The 16,940-nt window shown below is 43.9% G+C and carries 18 protein-coding genes; 6 read left to right on the forward strand and 12 right to left on the reverse strand.

What is annotated here, in order from left to right; genetic code table 11:
* Positions 1 to 75: 75 nt before the first annotated feature.
* From rplI to rpsF, 3 genes are read right to left on the reverse strand one after another with little or no spacing between them, the layout of a single operon-like run.
* The gene (gene rplI, locus DN53_RS01535) at positions 76 to 528 is read right to left on the reverse strand and encodes a 50S ribosomal protein L9 (RefSeq protein WP_129652659.1); all 453 of its coding nucleotides are present in this window, start codon (positions 526 to 528) and stop codon (positions 76 to 78) included.
* A 14-nt stretch (positions 529 to 542) separates the two neighbouring features.
* Entirely contained in the window at positions 543 to 839 is a 297-nt protein-coding gene (gene rpsR, locus DN53_RS01540) for a 30S ribosomal protein S18 (protein ID WP_116217935.1), read from the reverse strand.
* Between the two features lie 4 nt (positions 840 to 843).
* Positions 844 to 1,182: a 30S ribosomal protein S6 gene (gene rpsF, locus DN53_RS01545; protein ID WP_116217936.1), complete on the reverse strand. Its 339-nt coding sequence runs from the start codon at positions 1,180 to 1,182 to the stop codon at positions 844 to 846.
* A gap of 236 nt (positions 1,183 to 1,418) precedes the next feature.
* Here rpsF and DN53_RS01550 point away from each other — a divergent pair, with 236 nt between their 5' ends.
* Positions 1,419 to 2,111, forward strand: a complete 693-nt coding sequence (locus DN53_RS01550; protein WP_129652660.1) for a LytR/AlgR family response regulator transcription factor — start codon at positions 1,419 to 1,421, stop codon at positions 2,109 to 2,111.
* Here the strand turns inward: DN53_RS01550 and priA are convergent, their stop codons facing one another.
* Genes priA through nadC form a run of 4 tightly spaced genes read right to left on the reverse strand, consistent with a single transcriptional unit; the run spans position 2,112 to position 6,835 of the window.
* On the reverse strand, positions 2,112 to 4,568 hold the full coding sequence (priA, locus tag DN53_RS01555) for a replication restart helicase PriA (RefSeq protein WP_129652661.1): 2,457 nt from the start codon (positions 4,566 to 4,568) through the stop codon (positions 2,112 to 2,114). It lies immediately after the preceding gene.
* A gap of 4 nt (positions 4,569 to 4,572) precedes the next feature.
* Complete coding sequence (locus DN53_RS01560) at positions 4,573 to 5,022, reverse strand: DUF2147 domain-containing protein (RefSeq protein ID WP_129652662.1); 450 nt, start codon at positions 5,020 to 5,022, stop codon at positions 4,573 to 4,575.
* Entirely contained in the window at positions 4,997 to 5,977 is a 981-nt protein-coding gene (locus DN53_RS01565) for a YihY/virulence factor BrkB family protein (protein WP_129652663.1), read from the reverse strand. The genes DN53_RS01560 and DN53_RS01565 overlap by 26 nt, the downstream gene beginning before the upstream one ends.
* On the reverse strand, positions 5,978 to 6,835 hold the full coding sequence (nadC, locus tag DN53_RS01570) for a carboxylating nicotinate-nucleotide diphosphorylase (protein ID WP_129652664.1): 858 nt from the start codon (positions 6,833 to 6,835) through the stop codon (positions 5,978 to 5,980).
* Between the two features lie 232 nt (positions 6,836 to 7,067).
* Between nadC and rlmH the strand changes: the two genes are divergently transcribed.
* Complete coding sequence (rlmH, locus tag DN53_RS01575; RefSeq protein ID WP_129652665.1) at positions 7,068 to 7,541, forward strand: 23S rRNA (pseudouridine(1915)-N(3))-methyltransferase RlmH; 474 nt, start codon at positions 7,068 to 7,070, stop codon at positions 7,539 to 7,541.
* Between the two features lie 109 nt (positions 7,542 to 7,650).
* Here the strand turns inward: rlmH and serA are convergent, their stop codons facing one another.
* Together serA and DN53_RS01585 are read right to left on the reverse strand one after the other, a co-directional pair.
* Entirely contained in the window at positions 7,651 to 9,543 is a 1,893-nt protein-coding gene (gene serA, locus DN53_RS01580; protein WP_129652666.1) for a phosphoglycerate dehydrogenase, read from the reverse strand.
* Positions 9,544 to 9,698: 155 nt separating this feature from the next.
* Positions 9,699 to 10,151, reverse strand: coding sequence for a methyltransferase family protein (locus DN53_RS01585; protein ID WP_129652667.1), 453 nt, complete (start codon positions 10,149 to 10,151; stop codon positions 9,699 to 9,701).
* A gap of 57 nt (positions 10,152 to 10,208) precedes the next feature.
* Here DN53_RS01585 and DN53_RS01590 point away from each other — a divergent pair, with 57 nt between their 5' ends.
* The 4 genes from DN53_RS01590 to DN53_RS01605 all read left to right on the forward strand — a co-directional run bounded on the left by DN53_RS01590 (position 10,209) and on the right by DN53_RS01605 (position 15,334).
* Positions 10,209 to 10,790 (forward strand): non-canonical purine NTP diphosphatase, encoded by a 582-nt coding sequence (locus DN53_RS01590; protein WP_129652668.1) that lies wholly within the window; start codon positions 10,209 to 10,211, stop codon positions 10,788 to 10,790.
* A gap of 142 nt (positions 10,791 to 10,932) precedes the next feature.
* Positions 10,933 to 12,699, forward strand: coding sequence for a DEAD/DEAH box helicase (locus DN53_RS01595; RefSeq protein WP_129652669.1), 1,767 nt, complete (start codon positions 10,933 to 10,935; stop codon positions 12,697 to 12,699).
* Positions 12,700 to 12,774: 75 nt separating this feature from the next.
* Positions 12,775 to 13,551 carry a carboxypeptidase-like regulatory domain-containing protein gene (locus DN53_RS01600; RefSeq protein WP_116217946.1) on the forward strand — a complete coding sequence of 259 codons (777 nt, stop codon included), beginning with the start codon at positions 12,775 to 12,777 and terminating at the stop codon, positions 13,549 to 13,551.
* A gap of 97 nt (positions 13,552 to 13,648) precedes the next feature.
* Positions 13,649 to 15,334, forward strand: coding sequence for an alpha-amylase family glycosyl hydrolase (locus DN53_RS01605; protein ID WP_129652670.1), 1,686 nt, complete (start codon positions 13,649 to 13,651; stop codon positions 15,332 to 15,334).
* Here DN53_RS01605 and DN53_RS01610 read toward each other — a convergent pair whose 3' ends face one another.
* The 3 genes from DN53_RS01610 to DN53_RS01620 are packed head-to-tail and all read right to left on the reverse strand — an operon-like array spanning position 15,335 to position 16,938.
* Positions 15,335 to 15,715, reverse strand: a complete 381-nt coding sequence (locus tag DN53_RS01610) for a VOC family protein (protein ID WP_165357218.1) — start codon at positions 15,713 to 15,715, stop codon at positions 15,335 to 15,337.
* Position 15,716: 1 nt separating this feature from the next.
* Positions 15,717 to 16,244, reverse strand: coding sequence for an SRPBCC family protein (locus DN53_RS01615; protein ID WP_129652671.1), 528 nt, complete (start codon positions 16,242 to 16,244; stop codon positions 15,717 to 15,719).
* Between the two features lie 40 nt (positions 16,245 to 16,284).
* Positions 16,285 to 16,938 (reverse strand): TrmH family RNA methyltransferase, encoded by a 654-nt coding sequence (locus DN53_RS01620; RefSeq protein WP_129652672.1) that lies wholly within the window; start codon positions 16,936 to 16,938, stop codon positions 16,285 to 16,287.
* Between the last annotated feature and the right edge of the window lie 2 nt (positions 16,939 to 16,940).

Genomic DNA, 16,940 nt, shown 5'->3' on the forward strand with positions numbered 1-16,940 from the left:
TAAAACTTGGTAGTAGGTAAAACAAAAAGAGGGCTATGCAAGCATAGCCCTCCAGTATTATTGGCTGAAATCAGCTTATTTGGCTTCAGCGATCACTTCAAAAGGAAAATCAACAATAACTTCACGGTGAAGTCTGATGATGGCATCATAAGGTCCAACCCTTTTGATGGCCCCTCCTTTGATACTGATGAATTTTCTATCGATTTGATGACCTTCTTTTTCCAAAGCGGCGGCCAAATCAATATTGCTGACGGAACCGAACAATTTATCACCGGCACCTGCTTTGGCAGCGATGCGGATTTCCAATTGTTTAAGCGCTTCGGCAACTTTAGCGGCCTCGTCAATTATCTTTTTCTCTTTATGAGCTCTTTGCTTAAGGTTTTCGGCCAAAACTTTTTTGGCAGATGGCGTAGCCAATGAGGCCAAACCTTGAGGGATCAAAAAGTTTCTGCCGTAACCGTTCTTTACGGTAACGATATCATCCTTAAATCCCAAATCCTGTACATCTTCTTTTAGAATAAGTTCCATTCTTCGGTATTTTTTTATTTCAACATATCGCCAACGTACGGCATTAACGCTAGGTGACGGGCACGTTTCACGGCCTGGGCCACTTTTCTTTGGTATTTCAAGGAAGTACCTGTAAGTCTTCTGGGAAGAAGTTTTCCTTGCTCATTTACCAATTTCATCAAGAAATCCGGGTCTTTGTAATCAATGTACTTAATACCTGATTTTTTGAACCTACAGTATTTCTTTTGCTTGCTGGTCTCAATGTTAAGAGGGGTCAAATATCTGATTTCCCCGTCTTTCTTTGCTTTTGCCTGTTGTTCTATAGATGCCATAACCCTATGCGTTTGCTTTTAATTTGGTTCTTCTTTTCTCGGCCCAAGCAATGGCATGCTTGTCCAATTTAACGGTCAAGAAACGCATAACGCGCTCGTCTCTCCTAAATTCCAACTCGTACGGGCCGATAGCCTCTCCAGGAGCTTGGAATTCGAACAAGTGGTAAAATCCACTTTTCTTGTGCTGAATGGGATAGGCCAACTTTTTAAGTCCCCAATTTTCCTTGGAGACCATTTTGGCACCATTCTTAATCAAGAAATCCTCAAATTTCTTGACTGTTTCCTCTATCTGTGTTTCAGACAGAACGGGATTCAAAATGAAAACAGTTTCGTAATGGTTCATTATAATATATTTTAAAGGAGCGCAAAATTAGTAATATTTCTTTCTCCCTGCAAGAAAAGCAAAAAAACTTCGTTTAAATCCCAAGAGTTATTAACAAAAAAGAACCCAATAAACCTACGTATCGTATATGGCAATATACACAACAAAATAGACCATGTTTACATCTTTTGTTGCTGTTAAACGTGTTTTTTGTGTAATTTGCCGATGATTTAAAACCCTACAAATCACCCCATTCTATGAAATTAAAAAGTATAATTGTAGACGATTCCTCGATGCAACGGATGGCCGTTGCAAAGTTGGTCAACAATCATCCACATCTTGCTTTGGTTGCGGAGTATAGCAACGCCATTGAAGCAAAAAATGGCCTAAAGAACCACGAAATCGACCTTATCTTCCTAGATGTTGAAATGCCGATCATCAGTGGTTTTGACCTTTTAGAGGCCCTAGAGAACCCACCACAGGTTATTTTGATCACGGGAAAACCTGACTATGCCCTTAAGGCATTTGATTATGATGTTACCGATTATCTTCACAAACCCATCACACTTGCGCGTTTTGAAGCCTCTGTAAAAAGAGCAGTGGCCAAATATGAGCAAATGAACCGTGTAGATGAGGATGAAGAGCACATCTTTGTAAAAAGTAACCTTAAAAAGCGTAAGGTTATCTTGAACGACATTAAATGGATAGAAGCCCTTGGCGATTACATTAAATTGGTGACCGATGAGGCCAATATTGTAATCCTATCCACCATGAAATCTTTCGAAAAGCAATTGCCGCCCGAAAAATTTCTGAGAATCCATAAATCCTATATCGTGAATCTGGAGAAGATTGAAAAATTCAACAGTAAGAATGTTGAAGTGGGGGGCAGACAGATTCCTTTGAGTAGAAACAAAAAGACTGAATTGGCAGAAGCACTAGCCAACGTATAACTAAATGTGGTCCACATTGTAGACCAGTCTTACACTTTTATACTTGGAAATAGCATTAAAGGATTTCTCAATTCTTTTAATGCTATTTTTTGTTTGTACCAACGACTGTTGCCTGGGTATCTTGATGAGAATGTTTTTAAGATAATCCCTTCGGATACGGGCCACGGGGGGATACTCTGGACCTAAGATGTCCTGCCCCAACACGTTTCTGAGAGAACCGGCCAACCAACTGGCAGCTTCGTTAAGCTTATTGAAATCCCTATCCTTTAAAGTGATTTTGACAATGCGCACCAAAGGTGGGTATTTAAACTGCTCCCTCTCGTAATACTGCTCCGAGAACATCTTCTTATAATCATTTGTGGTAACCTGCTGTAGTATTTGATGGTAGGGATTGTAGGTTTGAATGAGCACCTTTCCCCTTTTTTGGGTGCGCCCTGCCCTACCCGCCACCTGGGTAAGCATTTGAAAACTACGTTCATGGGCCCTGTAATCCGGAAAGTTCAACATGGAGTCCGCATTCATGATCCCCACCAAGCTCACATTTCTAAAATCCAGCCCTTTGGTGACCATTTGGGTCCCCACCAAAATATCCATTTCCTGATTTTCAAAAGCCGAGATGATCTTTTCATACGCGTACTTTCCCCTAGTGGTATCCAAATCCATTCGACCTACGGCCACATCAGGGAAAAGATGATTGAGCTCTTCCTGAATCTGCTCTGTACCAAATCCCTTTTTATCCAAAGTAGCACTGCCACATGCCAAACAGGCCTGCTGCAAGGCCATATGGTAACCACAGTAATGACAACGAAGCTGATTTCTTCGCTGGTGATAGGTAAGGCTCACATCGCAATTGGGGCATTGGGCCACATGACCACAGGTGGTACATTCCACCACAGGGGCAAATCCCCTACGGTTTTGGAACAGGATTACCTGCTCCCCTTCTTCCAAAGTTTCCGAAATGGCTTTGAGCAGCACTTCTGAAAAATGCCCTTTCATCCGCTTTTTACGGGTCGCTTCCTTGATGTCCACCAAACTGATGTCCGGCATGAGCACATTGCCATAGCGATATTGGATGGAAGCATATCCATATTTTCCTTTTTTGGCATTGTCCATACTATCCATACTTGGCGTGGCCGACCCCAGAACAATATGGGCTTTATGCAAGGAAGCCAACACAACGGCCGCATCGCGGGCATGGTATCGTGGCGCTGGATCAAACTGTTTAAAAGAACTTTCGTGTTCCTCATCCACCACCACCAATCCCAAATTGGAAAACGGCAAAAACAGGGAAGAACGGGCGCCAATGACAATTTGCGCTTTTTCCGCATTGGCCAATACATTGTTCCAGACCTCTACGCGTTCATGAATGCTGTATTTGGAATGGTAGACGGACACTCTGTGTCCAAAATAATGTCGCAACCTGTTGATCAATTGCGATGTCAGTGCGATTTCGGGCAACAGATATAGGGCCTGTTTCCCTTCATCCAAACATTCTTGGATGAGTTTCACATACACTTCGGTCTTTCCTGAAGAGGTGACCCCATGCAAAAGAACGGGCTTGCCTTCCGTAAAACCAGCCTGAATGGTTTCCAAAGCCTTGGTCTGATGCTCATTCAGGAGCATATGCTGGGATTCTTCCGATTGGCCGTCAAAGTTTACCCGATCAGTCTGGATATGGTATTCCTTTAAAACTTCTTTATCAATTAAGGCTTTGATCACGGCCCGGGAACTGCCACTCTCTTTTTCCAAATCGGCTATGGGGATAGGCTTCTTGGTTTTGGCCTGTATTTGAAACAAGGACAACACCACCTGACTCTGCTTGGGCGCCCGGGTCAGCTCATTTAACAACTGCTCCAATTGGGCCTCATCGTCATACGTTTCGGAAAGCTTTACATAACGGATCAGTTTCGGTTTGTACTGCTCGTATAGTTCTTCTTTTTGGAGCACCACCCCTTTATGCACCAGTCCATTGATGAGTTTCAGAACATTTTTTTTGTCCACAATATCACTTACCTCGGATATTTTCAGCGCGCTCTGGTATTGCAGGGCCTCATATACCAGAAACTCATCGTCACCCAATTGCATTTCATCAACCTGGGCGTCTTTGTTGGGCATGACCAAGGTCTCGCTTTCCAGCAAAAAAGCGCTGGGCAGGGCACTTCGTACTACCTCACCCAAAGTGCACATATAATATTGGGCCATCCATTGCCAATGTTTCAATTGAATTGCATTGACCAAGGGGTTTTCATCCAAAATTTGGTAGATTTCCTTGGCTTCATAGGCCATAGGAGCATTGGTATGGATTTGATAGGCCAAGGCCGTATATATCTTGGATTTCCCGAAGGGAACGGCCACACGCATCCCTGGTTGCAAAAAATCCGCCTCCTCTTGTGTGATCTTATAGGTGAAAAGTCGTTCCAAAGGAATCGGTAGGACGACATCCAAAAAATACTCCATACACTTATTCTTCCTTTACCCGATGCCACGTCTGGGTCCTGTATAAAAATGCCAAATAGCCCCTGACCATTAATTTATCCATGTCCTCTGGATGGAGCCACAATTTTCCCCTGAAGGTCATTCCGTGTTCAGGGTCCAGCATATCCGAGCCCTTGTACTCATCCTTGTCGTTCTTTTCAAGGTTCTGAAAAATCTTCATCCCCAATACGGGTTGGTTCTTGAACTTTCCCTTGCACTTGGTACAAAGCGCATTTTTCTTCCCTTTTTCCAAAATATCGATGATTCTCGCCTGCAACAACCCATTTTCGCGATAAATCTCCACAATGGCCTTCGTAGCTCCGCTCCGATCGTCCACCGTCTTCCATTTTCCGAATACAGATTGGGACCACATGTTCTGGAAAGCCAATACGGTCAAGACAAAAAAACATTTATGGAACATCTTGGTGCCTTTCATGTCGTTTCTTTAATGAATTCAGGGTAGCATTCAACTCAAAACCCAACAATAAGATATTGGAATTCAGCCATATGAATACCATCAAAATCAACAACCCCCCCAGTGCCCCATAAAGTTCGTTATATCGAGCAAATTTTTCCACATAGATTCCAAAAAGATAGGAGGTGAGTACAAACAACAGGGTCGTCATCAAGGCCCCTGCTGAAAAAAACCTGGCCTTGCGTCCTTCGGCCGTCCCAAAATAGTAGAGAATGGAGGTGGTCAGATAGGACAGCACCATGAAAAACAGAATCTTGGCCAATTGGATTCCTATAGTGTCCCCTTTTTCAATATCCGTCCCAAAGGTTTTTCCAAAATATTCACTGGTGTATTCCACAATGTAAAATTCAAAATACACAAAGGCCACGGCACCCACAATCAGCAAAATGGACAATAACAGCCCCACCATGAATGCATAGAGGTATTGCCTAAAAAAATTCCGGGTGAGTTCCACATGATAGGAGTTTTCAAAACCGCCAAAAATGGCATTGACCCCATTGGCTACCAAGAAAATGGACAACACAAAGGCGGACGACAACAACCCACCTTGTTTCTGGTCCTTGATCTGTTGGTAGATCTCCCCAAAATAATCTCCCGTTGCCGAAGGCAGGAAAGATTCCAGAAAAAGCAGGAACTGGGCATCAAAATTTTCGTTTCCCACCCGCACATATGGAATGACAAAAGGAATGAGGGTCACCATAAAGATAAGCAGCGGGAACAAGGCCATAAACACGCTGAACGCAATGGAACTAGCCCGTGTGGATACAGCACCTTTTACGATACCTACCACATACATTTCCATCAGATCATAGAAAGAGAGCCCCTCAAAAGCCTTGAGTTTTATGGTTTTCAATAACCGCACCAGCCAATTGACCACGGGTATTTTTTCCAACTGCTCTTCTATGGCTACAGACATCTAAACCGCTTTTAAACTAAGGTCCATGTTGTATACAGAATGTGTCAATGCTCCTGAGGATATATAATCCACACCGCACTCGGCATATTTCCGTATGGTATCTTCCGTAATTCCACCCGATGATTCGGTAAGGCACTGCTCCCCTATGCGTTGTACAGCCTTTCTGGTATCGGCATAATCAAAATTATCCAGCAAAATCCGGTACACGCCTTTGGATTGCAGGATTTCTTCCACTTCATCCAAATTCCTTGCCTCCACAATGATATTTAAATCCTTGCCTTCGTCCCTTAAATACTGTTGGGTCTTTTGAATAGCTTTTGTGATTCCACCGGCAAAGTCGATATGGTTGTCCTTGAGCATGATCATATCATACAATGCAAACCTATGGTTTTCGCCACCTCCGATCTTAACGGCCCATTTTTCCAAGGCTCGAATACCCGGGGTGGTCTTTCGGGTGTCCAAAATCTTGGCACCGGTACCTTCCAGGAGCGACACATAGTATTGGGTCTTTGTGGCAATGGCGCTCATCCGCTGCATGGCATTGAGTACCAAACGTTCGGCCTTTAGAATACTTTGGGAACTTCCCTCCACGTAAAAGGCAATATCACCATGCTTGACCAAGGTGCCATCGGGCAGTAAAACCTCAACCTTAAGTTCAGGGTCCACATATTGAAATACTTGTTGGGCAAAGGCTACACCGGCCAGTACGCCCTCATCCTTTACCAATAGCTTCGCCTTACCTGTGGCAGTAACCGGAATACAAGCCAAGGAGCTATGGTCGCCATCCCCGACATCTTCACGAATGGCGTTGGCAATGATCAAGTTGAGTTCTTTCTGAAATTGTTCTTCGGATATCATCCACAAGGGGTTTTAACGAAAATAGTAAAAACATTGCTGCCGTTCTGTAATTTAGTCGCTGAGATATTAAGGTATTTGGGTGTAAAATCCCATGTTCGGAGTTAACTAACTCAAGACCAAGTTCAAGTTCAAACTCAATCACAAATGACAAGGGGTTTAAACTTGGGCTTGGACTTGAACTTACCTTTATCCCCTTACTTCCTACTTTCACTATAATAATCTATTTTTGGGGATGCAGATTACCTTGATCGCCATAGGCAAAACCGATAATCCTGATCTAGAACGACTTATCGCCATCTACGAAAAGCGGCTGCAACATTACGTGAAGTTTCAGTTGCAGGTTGTTCCCGATATTAAAAACAGTAAAAATCTTTCCGAAGCCCAACAAAAAGAAAAGGAAGGGGAGCTGATCTTGGGACAGGTCCAAAATTCCGATATGCTTATCCTACTTGATGAAAAGGGAAAGCAGCATACCTCGGTCGAGTTTTCCCAATTCCTCCAAAAGAAAATGAACAGCGGTATAAAGAATTTGGTGCTAGCCATTGGTGGCCCCTATGGCTTCAGTGATGCGGTCTACAACAGGTGCAATGGAAAAATAAGCCTGTCCAAAATGACCTTTTCCCACCAAATGGTGCGCTTATTCTTTGTAGAACAATTGTACCGAGGGTTCACTATTCTAAGGAACGAGCCGTATCACCATCAATGATTAATTCTTAGACCGCTTCGCTTAAAGATTCAAGAGCAAAGAACGTCTATTAGTTCTTGAGTCTTGGCTCTAGGTTTTTTAGTCTTGATACTTGACTCTTGAGTTTCGCCTAGTAAAGCACCCTGAACTTAATGGTGTTTTCTATCGCCTTAAGTTCTTTGATGACGTCTTTGTTGTACTCCTTGTCCAAATCAGAGATCACATACCCTACTTCTGAATCTGTGGAAAGGTACTGACCGGTAATATTCAACCCATACTTGGCCAACACCTCATTGATTTTGGCCATGATTCCCGGAACATTTCTATGGATATGTAAAAAGCGGTGCGCCTTGTTTTGTTTGGGCAGTCTAATATTGGGAAAATTCACCGCATCCACAGTGTTCCCTGAGTTAATGTAATCCATGATCTTGTTCGGCACAAAGTCGGCTATATCACGTTGGGCCTCCTCCGTACTTCCACCAATATGAGGTGTAAGAATCACATTGGAAAGTCCTTGCAATGGTGTTTCAAAAGGACCGTTGCTTCGTGGTTCGGAAGGATACACATCCACGGCAGCTCCACCTAGTTTTCCACTTTTAATGGCTGCGGCCAATGCATCGATATCCACCACAAATCCACGGGACAGGTTAATAAGCTTGGCGCCGTCTTTCATTTGGTTGATTTCCCGCTCACCAATGAAGTTTTTATTCGCCTTGTTATCATCCACATGCAAGGTTACCACATCAGAAACGGACAATAGGTCTTCCAAGGTACTGCACTTAACGGCATTACCTATGGCCAACTGGTCGTTTACATCATAGTAATATACCTTCATCCCCATGGCCTCTGCCAAAACGGACATTTGTTTTCCAATGTTTCCGTAACCTACAATACCCAAGTTCTTGCCTCTCACCTCTTGGGAACCGGCTGCGGTTTTGTTCCACTCACCGTTATGGATTTCCGTACTACGCGGAAAAATGCTTCGCATCAACATAATGGTCTGCCCTATGGCAAGTTCCACTACGGAACGGGTATTGCTGTAGGGTGCGTTGAACACCACAACCCCTTTTTTCTTGCTGTATTCCAAATCGATTTGAGTGGTACCAATGCAGAAGGCTCCTACTACCAGAAGTTTATTGGCAGCATCCAGAACCTTTTGGGTTACCTGGGTCTTGGAACGTATCCCCAACACATGCACTCCCTTGATACGCTCAACTAAGTCGTCTTCAGAAAGACTGTGCTTGACCAATTCAACGGAAAACCCTTCTTCCGACAGGTTTTTAAAAGCATCGGGGTGGACATTTTCAAGCAATAATATCTTGATTCGGTTCTTGGGATAGGATAAATTACGTGGCAAATCGTTCACAAATAAAAATTCATCTAGGTTAGGTGCTACGTGGTCCGCATTGTTCGTCGCTTTCTCACGGTGCACATTTTCAGTATAGGCGAAAAACTTATGGGCAATTCCGGCCTCACGCATCACATAGTCGCTATAGCCATCACCAATCACTTGGACCTCGCCATCCAAATCCAAGTTTTTTAAACACTCAATTTTCCCATTATGGGAAGCGAGAACATTGGCTTCATCGAATCCAATGATGTTTCCTTCTTCATCAAATTTAAAGGTATTGGCATAAACCCGATCGGATGGGATATTATATTCTTTCACTATGGGATCGATAAACTCCTTGAATCCACAGGAAATTACATAGATATCATCCGAAAACTCTTTAAAAAAATCTTTGTTGGATGCTATTGATTTGGAAATTTTGTGTCGTAGTTCACCCACCAAACGCTCCAAATCGTTCTTGTGCGCATTCAGTAATCGAATTCTTTTTTCAAGCGATTCCGTAAATGAAATGTCCCCATCGATTCCCAAGTTGGTAATCCTCTGGATCTCCTTGACAACTTCTTCCTTATTGGATTTGCCTTGCAGGGTAATTTCCGCCAAGACATCCAATGCCTCTACCCGGGTAAGGGTGCTATCAAAATCGAAAACGTATTTGCGTCCCTCTTCTACCATGATGTTCTCAAAAAATTAAGGCGTAAAATTAAGCATTAATTCCATCAACCAAATTGGAACCCGACCAAAACCTTACAGAATTGCGGATAAATCAAAAAACGCTTTTAAAATGTTTGAAATGGCACCCGAAATCCACTTTTTTGTAATGATTGCGTTCAAAACCAACGCCGGGTGATCTTGGAATACATCCGATATTCCTTTCCAAATACCTCCTCCAATGCCTTTTCTTCATTTTGAATCTGAAAATGGTTCATATACGATACAAATCCGGCAGCCAGAAGGGTGTTGAACGCATTGCCCAACCAAAGGCCAAAGGCCAATAAAAAAAGAAGCATTCCCAAGTACATCGGGTTACGGGTATACACGTAAATACCGTTGGTCACCAATTTTCTGGCCTTTTTGGGACTCAAGGGATCCACTGTGGTCTTGGAGGCCAAAAATTGGCCTACAGCGATGAGAATCACCAAAACACCCAATGCACAGAGTATCATTGAAAGTGTTTTGCGTCCAAAAAAGTCAAACTCCCCAAAGGGCAAAAACCTATCCAAAACATACATCAGACCGCTAAAAACAAGTAGCACCAAAGCTGGGGGTATCCGTAGTCCCATATTCCAAAAGTTATGCTTCGAAATTACTACTTTTGGGCCTTATCTGAATTTTATAGTGTGAGACTTGTCTTTGCCACCCATAACGACCATAAACTCCGTGAGGTACAACAATTGCTTCCCAACTCCATTGAACTGCTCTCCCTAAAGGATATTGGCTGTTTTGATGAAATCCCTGAAACTGGGGAGACCTTGGAGGAAAATGCCAAAATCAAGGCCGATTTTGTGACCCAAACCTATGGTTTGGATTGTTTTTCGGACGATACCGGGCTTTTGGTGGATGCACTCAACGGCCAACCCGGGGTCTACTCAGCCCGATATGCCGGAAAGCAAAAAAACGCCCAAGACAATATGGGCAAATTACTTTCCGAAATGAAAGGAAAAGAGAATAGGAATGCGCATTTCAAAACCGCCATCCACTTGAATACTGGAGGTGAAAGCATTGTTTTTGAAGGCATTGTTGAAGGTGTCATCACCGAAAAGGAGGCCGGGACAGGTGGTTTCGGATACGACCCCATCTTCATGCCTGCCGGCCATGACAAAACCTTTGGGGAACTGTCCCCGGAGACCAAAAATGCCATCAGTCACAGGGGAAGGGCCATCCAGAAATTGGTGGGCTTTTTAAAAAAGAGGTCGCAATAGCTTCCACGGAATATATTTAGCGTACATTTGCCGCTTTATTAACGCCGCCGGTATGGGCAAGGTGTTGCGATGGGCTTGAAAGGGTTATACGAAAATCGCTCTATGCAACACAACATATTTGCGATTTAAGGTATACACCGCTATGACAAAATTTGAAGCCTTGGGGTTAGATCAACCCCTATTGGATGCTATTTCCGATCTTGGATTTGAATCTCCATCCGAAGTACAAGAAAAATCAATCCCCATTCTTTTGGAACAAGACACCGATTTGGTGGCCTTGGCCCAAACCGGAACAGGTAAGACCGCTGCTTTTGGTTTTCCCATGATCCAAAAGATCCATGCGGAGAGCCGGACTACACAAGGTTTGATTCTTTCCCCTACCCGTGAACTGTGTTTGCAGATTACCAACGAACTAAAATTATACTCCAAATACATTAAAGGTCTGAACACCGTGGCCATCTATGGTGGCGCCAGTATCACGGAACAGGCCAAACAGATAAAACGTGGCGCACAGATTGTCGTGGCCACGCCTGGCCGGATGAAGGACATGATCGGCCGTGGCATGGTGGACATTTCCAAAATTGATTACTGTGTTTTGGATGAAGCTGATGAAATGCTGAACATGGGCTTCTATGAGGACATCAAAGACATTTTATCCAACACACCACAAGAAAAATTGACATGGTTGTTTTCGGCGACCATGCCCAAGGAAGTGGCTTCCATCGCCAAAAAATTCATGCACCAACCCGTGGAAATCACCGTGGGCACCAAAAATGCAGGGGCATCAACGGTACAGCATGAGTACTATGTGGTAGGCGGACGTGATCGCTACGCAGCCCTGAAACGTTTGGCCGATGCCAATCCCGGTATATTTTCAGTTGTTTTTTGCCGTACAAAACGCGATACCCAACGTGTGGCCGAAAAATTGATCGAAGACGGATACAACGCAGGGGCATTGCATGGAGACCTAAGCCAGAACCAGCGTGACCTCGTCATGAACGCCTTCCGAAAAAAGCAGGTGCAGATGTTGGTGGCTACGGACGTAGCTGCTCGTGGAATTGATGTGGATGACGTGACCCACGTGATCAACTATCAGTTGCCCGATGAGATCGAGACCTATACCCACCGAAGTGGACGTACGGGACGAGCCGGTAAATCAGGTATCTCCATGGTTATTGTCACCCGTTCCGAACTGAGAAAGATCAAGGCCATTGAAAATAAAATCAAACAGGAATTTCTAAAGAAAAACATTCCTGATGGAATCGAAATCTGCGAGATTCAATTATATCACTTGGCCAACAAAATCAAGGAGACCAAGATCAACAAGGAGATTGATAGTTACCTTCCCGCCATCAATGATGTATTGGAAGGTATAGACCGCGAGGAGCTTATCAAGAAAATAGTTTCCGTAGAGTTTACCCAGTTCTACAACTATTACAGCAAAACCAAAGACCTTAATAGTCAAGATGGTAGCAGGGATAGAGATGACAAAGGGACTTCCAAAGGAGAAATTCCAAATGAAGGTTCCGTGCGTTACTTTATCAATGTTGGTGAGCGCGATGGTTACGATTGGATGTCGCTGAAAGACTTTCTAAGGGATACATTGAACCTGGAAAAAGAAGACATTTTTAATGTCGACACCAAAGACAGTTTCTCCTTCTTCAATTCTGATGCGCATCTAGCCGAATTAATTATCCAAACCTTTACCGAATTCAAATTGGAAGGTCGCTTCATCAATGTGGAAATTTCTACCAAGCCCGGTGGTGGCGGTGGAAAAGGTGGAGGCAAAAAACGTGGACATCGAAAAGGTGGACACCGAAAAGGCGGAAGCAACAAACCATCCTTCAAAGGAGGAAAAAAAGGTGGATACGGTAAGAAAGGTGGCAAAAAGAGGTCTGGATTTTATTAGTTAATTCTATATTAAATCACACGGGCTTCCTGTTTATTTTTCTTTGTTTAGTATTTTTATACCTACAAAGATTGCATGAGAAGATATCTACTTTTACTTTTTTCCTTGACCGTTGGATTTTGCTTTGCCCAAAATGACGACGAATCCAGCGTTCAGGAGGAGTTGACTGCTACGGTAATCAATGCCCAAAGTGATTTTCCTTTGGAAAGTGTTCACGTCATTAACCTTAACCAGGTAAAAGGGACCATCACGGACCAAAATGGAAAATTCACCATTCAAGCGGCCGTAAATGACACCTTATACCTTTCCTACTTGGGGTTTAAGACCCAAAAAGTACGGGTCACCAATGATATGTTCCGGTTCAAGGATACCAAAATAGCGTTGACCGAGCTGGCCTATGCCTTGGAAGAAGTCATCGTTAAACCTTATCAGCTTACAGGCTATCTGGAAATCGATGTAAAGAATCTTCCCATCAACAATGCCTATCAGTACAGCATCTCCGGTCTGAACACCAGTTATGAAGGAGGAAATAAGAGTCCCAGTGCCGTGACCAAGGTCTTGGGGGCCATCTTGAATCCGGCCGACCTCCTGCGGAACCTCTTTGGAAAAAAGCCCAGACAGATGCGGAAATTGCGTCAGATGAAAGAAGATGACAACATCCGGAATCTTCTGGCCTCCAAATTTGATCGGGAAACCCTCACCGAACTGCTCCAATTGGAAAAAGTGGACATCGAGGACATTTTGAATAACTGCAACTATTCAAAATCCTTTATCAATACGGCCAATGACCTGCAGATATTGGATGCCATCTCCAGCTGTTACGAAGAGTACAAAGTACTCAACCGAAAGTAACAAACACCGTTTTACGCTTTGCCCGAAGTGCCTTGGGACTATAAATAAATTTTAGTTTTCCATATTCATTTTATAGCTTTAGGGAAAATCCCAATGCATGAAAAAACTACTTGTACTCATGTCAATTCTGTCCATTTTGTTCGGTTGTAGGGAAGCTAAAAAAGAGCAACAAGCCACAGAGCAGGTAGTTGAGGAACAAAGCCCCAAAAAGGAGGTTCCTTTTGTATGGGAAGGGGCCAATATTTATTTTCTGCTTACAGACCGTTTCAACAACGGGAACCCGGACAATGATATCAATTTTGACAGAACTGAGGATACTGCCATACTCCGAGGCTTTGAAGGCGGTGACCTCCAAGGGGTAACCCAGAAGATCAGGGAAGGCTATTTTACCGACTTGGGCATCAATGCCATTTGGCTCACCCCGCTAGTGGAGCAAATCCATGGCGCAACGGACGAAGGATCTGGGAAGACCTATGGCTATCATGGCTACTGGGCCAAAGATTGGACAGCCTTGGACCCTAATTTTGGCACTCGAAAGGATTTGGAGAACATGGTAAAGGCGGCCCACGCCAAGGGCATTCGCATTCTTTTGGATGTGGTGCTCAACCATACCGGTCCTGTTACCGAAAAAGACCCGGCCTGGCCCGATGATTGGGTTCGCACAGGCCCCAAATGTGATTTCACTTCCTACGAAACCACTACCGAATGTACCTTGGTGGAAAATTTACCCGATGTACTTACCGAGTCCAATGAATCCGTGGAACTTCCCGATGCCCTATTGGCCAAATGGAAGGAAGAGGGCCGGTTAAGCCAAGAACTGGATGAATTGCAGCTGTTCTTCGAAAGGACAGGATATCCTAGAGCTCCACGATACTACATCATCAAGTGGCTTACCGACTATATCAATGATTTTGGGGTGGATGGGTTCCGTGTGGATACGGTAAAGCACGTGAACGAAAATGCATGGGCAGATTTGCACAAAGAAGCCAATTACGCTTTTGAAATGTGGAAAAAGAAGCATCCGGACCATATTTTGGACAACAATCCTTTTTATATGGTCGGCGAAGTGTATGACTATGGCATTTCGGGAGGACGGGAATTTGATTTTGGGGACAAAAAAGTGGATTACTTCAACTATGGCTTCAAAAGCCTGATCAATTTTGAGTTGAAGGATGATGGCATGAAGGAATATGAAACCATTTTCAAAAAATATAGTAGCCTACTCAATACCAAACTAAAAGGAAAAAGTGTCCTTAACTATCTTACCTCCCATGACGATGCCTCCCCTTTTGACAAGGAACGCAAAAAACCGTACCGTACTGCCAATGTACTGTTGCTGACCCCAGGTGCTTCACAAGTATACTACGGGGACGAAACCTCCAGAACCCTTACCATTGAAGGAGCTGAAGGTGATGCCACTTTACGGTCTTTCATGAACTGGGAAGAATTGGACAGTCTGGCAAATGTTCAAAAGATTCACGAACACTGGCAAAAGTTGGGTCAGTTCCGAAGGAACCATCCTGCCATTGGAGCTGGGCGTCATAAACGTATATCCAAATCTCCTTATGTGTTTTCCAGAACCTATGTTGATGGGGACTATCGGGATAAAGTGGTGGTTGGACTTGACCTGCCCACGGGCAAAAAATCCCTTAGTGTGAAAGGTTTCTTTGGGGATGGCACCAAATTATATGATACCTACTCAGGCACTGAAGTGACTGTTACCAAAGGTAAAGTTCTTTTGGACAATGCATTTGATATGGCCCTTTTGGAATTGGTGGAATGATCAATTCCGGGAATGCAGTGCAATCCGGTTACCTTCCGAATCCAAGAACAAACCCATATACCCCACATCTGGACTAATTTGGGTCTTAGGCTTTAAAATTTTGCCTCCTGACGGCTCCACACGGTCCAATTCTTGCTGCAAATCGGAACAGGCAAAATAAATCAGCACCCCTTCCGTATTACTGGGCGTATACCAATCAGTATTCTGGATAAGACATCCTGCCGCCCCGGTTTTGGTCTCATCCCATGGAAACCATCCCATCTTGGTGCCGCCTAAATCATGTACCTGGATGGCAACCCCAAAAACCGCTTCGTAAAAATTTTTGGCCCGGTCCATATCGGTAACGGGAATCTCAAACCATCCTACCATGTTTCGTTCCATATTATCCCTCCAAATTTGATTTTAAATTGTCCAAGCCCTCCTCAAAATCCTTTCCTACCATTTTGTCCATGTTCATGAACAACATCATAATACTGAACGGAAATTTATTTTTCCCGGAAAACCCCCAAGTTACCTTGGTGGTATCGGCATCTACCGCTTCGGTGGCCAAATAGGCATCGGAAGTGGACTTCCAAGGTTTCAGGAATCGAAGTTCGGACTCAACGCGTTCGCCTTCCACAATTTTGGTGATTTCCTGTTCTCCTTCGCCAACATCCTTATTCCCATTCCAATAACTTATGGCGCCCACCTCTCCATCGGTCCCCGTGAACTTTTTCTCCATATCGGGGTCTTTCTGGTTCCAAGGGGACCATTGGTCTTGATTCTTGAGAAATCGGAGGTTTTCAAAAACCTCGGATTTGGGTTTCGCGATTACAATGGATCTTGAAACATGGTACGTCTTGGGTGCAATGACCGCCAAAATAATAATGAGCAGCACAACTCCCGCCAGAATATAGAGTATCGTATTCATTTGTTTTTGAATTGGTTACCCTCTAAATGTACAAAAAACTTTATTCCGAAAGATACCGCTCAATAATGCCTTCAACGCTTTTGATGGATTTCTTGGTCCAGTCCAGGCGTTTCCCAAGAATTTCATCTTGAGAGAGTTGCCAATCCACATTGGATTTCCTGATTTTTTGGGCCAACTCTTGTATAATGATCGCTGCCGATACGGAAACATTCAGACTTTCCGAAAAACCGACCATGGGTATTTTCAGGTATCCATCTGCTTGTTGCATTACCTCTTCGCTTAAACCTTCCTTTTCCGTCCCAAAGAAAACAGCGGTTTTTTCCTTCGGAAAGAAATCCGGAAGCAGCAGGGAATCGTTATGTGGGGTCGTGGCGATGATTTGATACCCCAATTGCTTCAATTTAGAGATGCATTCAGAAGCATCCCCATATTTATGCACATCCACCCACTGTTCGGCCCCAACGGCAATGTTCTTGTCCAACCGTTTTTGAAAACGGTCTTCCACCACATGCACCTCTTGGACTCCAAATACATCACAACTCCGCATAATAGCACTGGTATTGTGCATTTGATACACATCCTCAATGGCCACGGTGAGGAATTTGGTGCGGTTTTGCAATACCTCAAGGAAGCGCTGCTTGCGTTCTTCGGTCAAATACCCTTCTAAATAGGTCAACAAATCATCATTTTGCATAA

It is taken from the genome of Flagellimonas olearia, assembly GCF_004150225.1.
Classification (GTDB): Bacteria; Bacteroidota; Bacteroidia; order Flavobacteriales; family Flavobacteriaceae; genus Flagellimonas; species Flagellimonas olearia.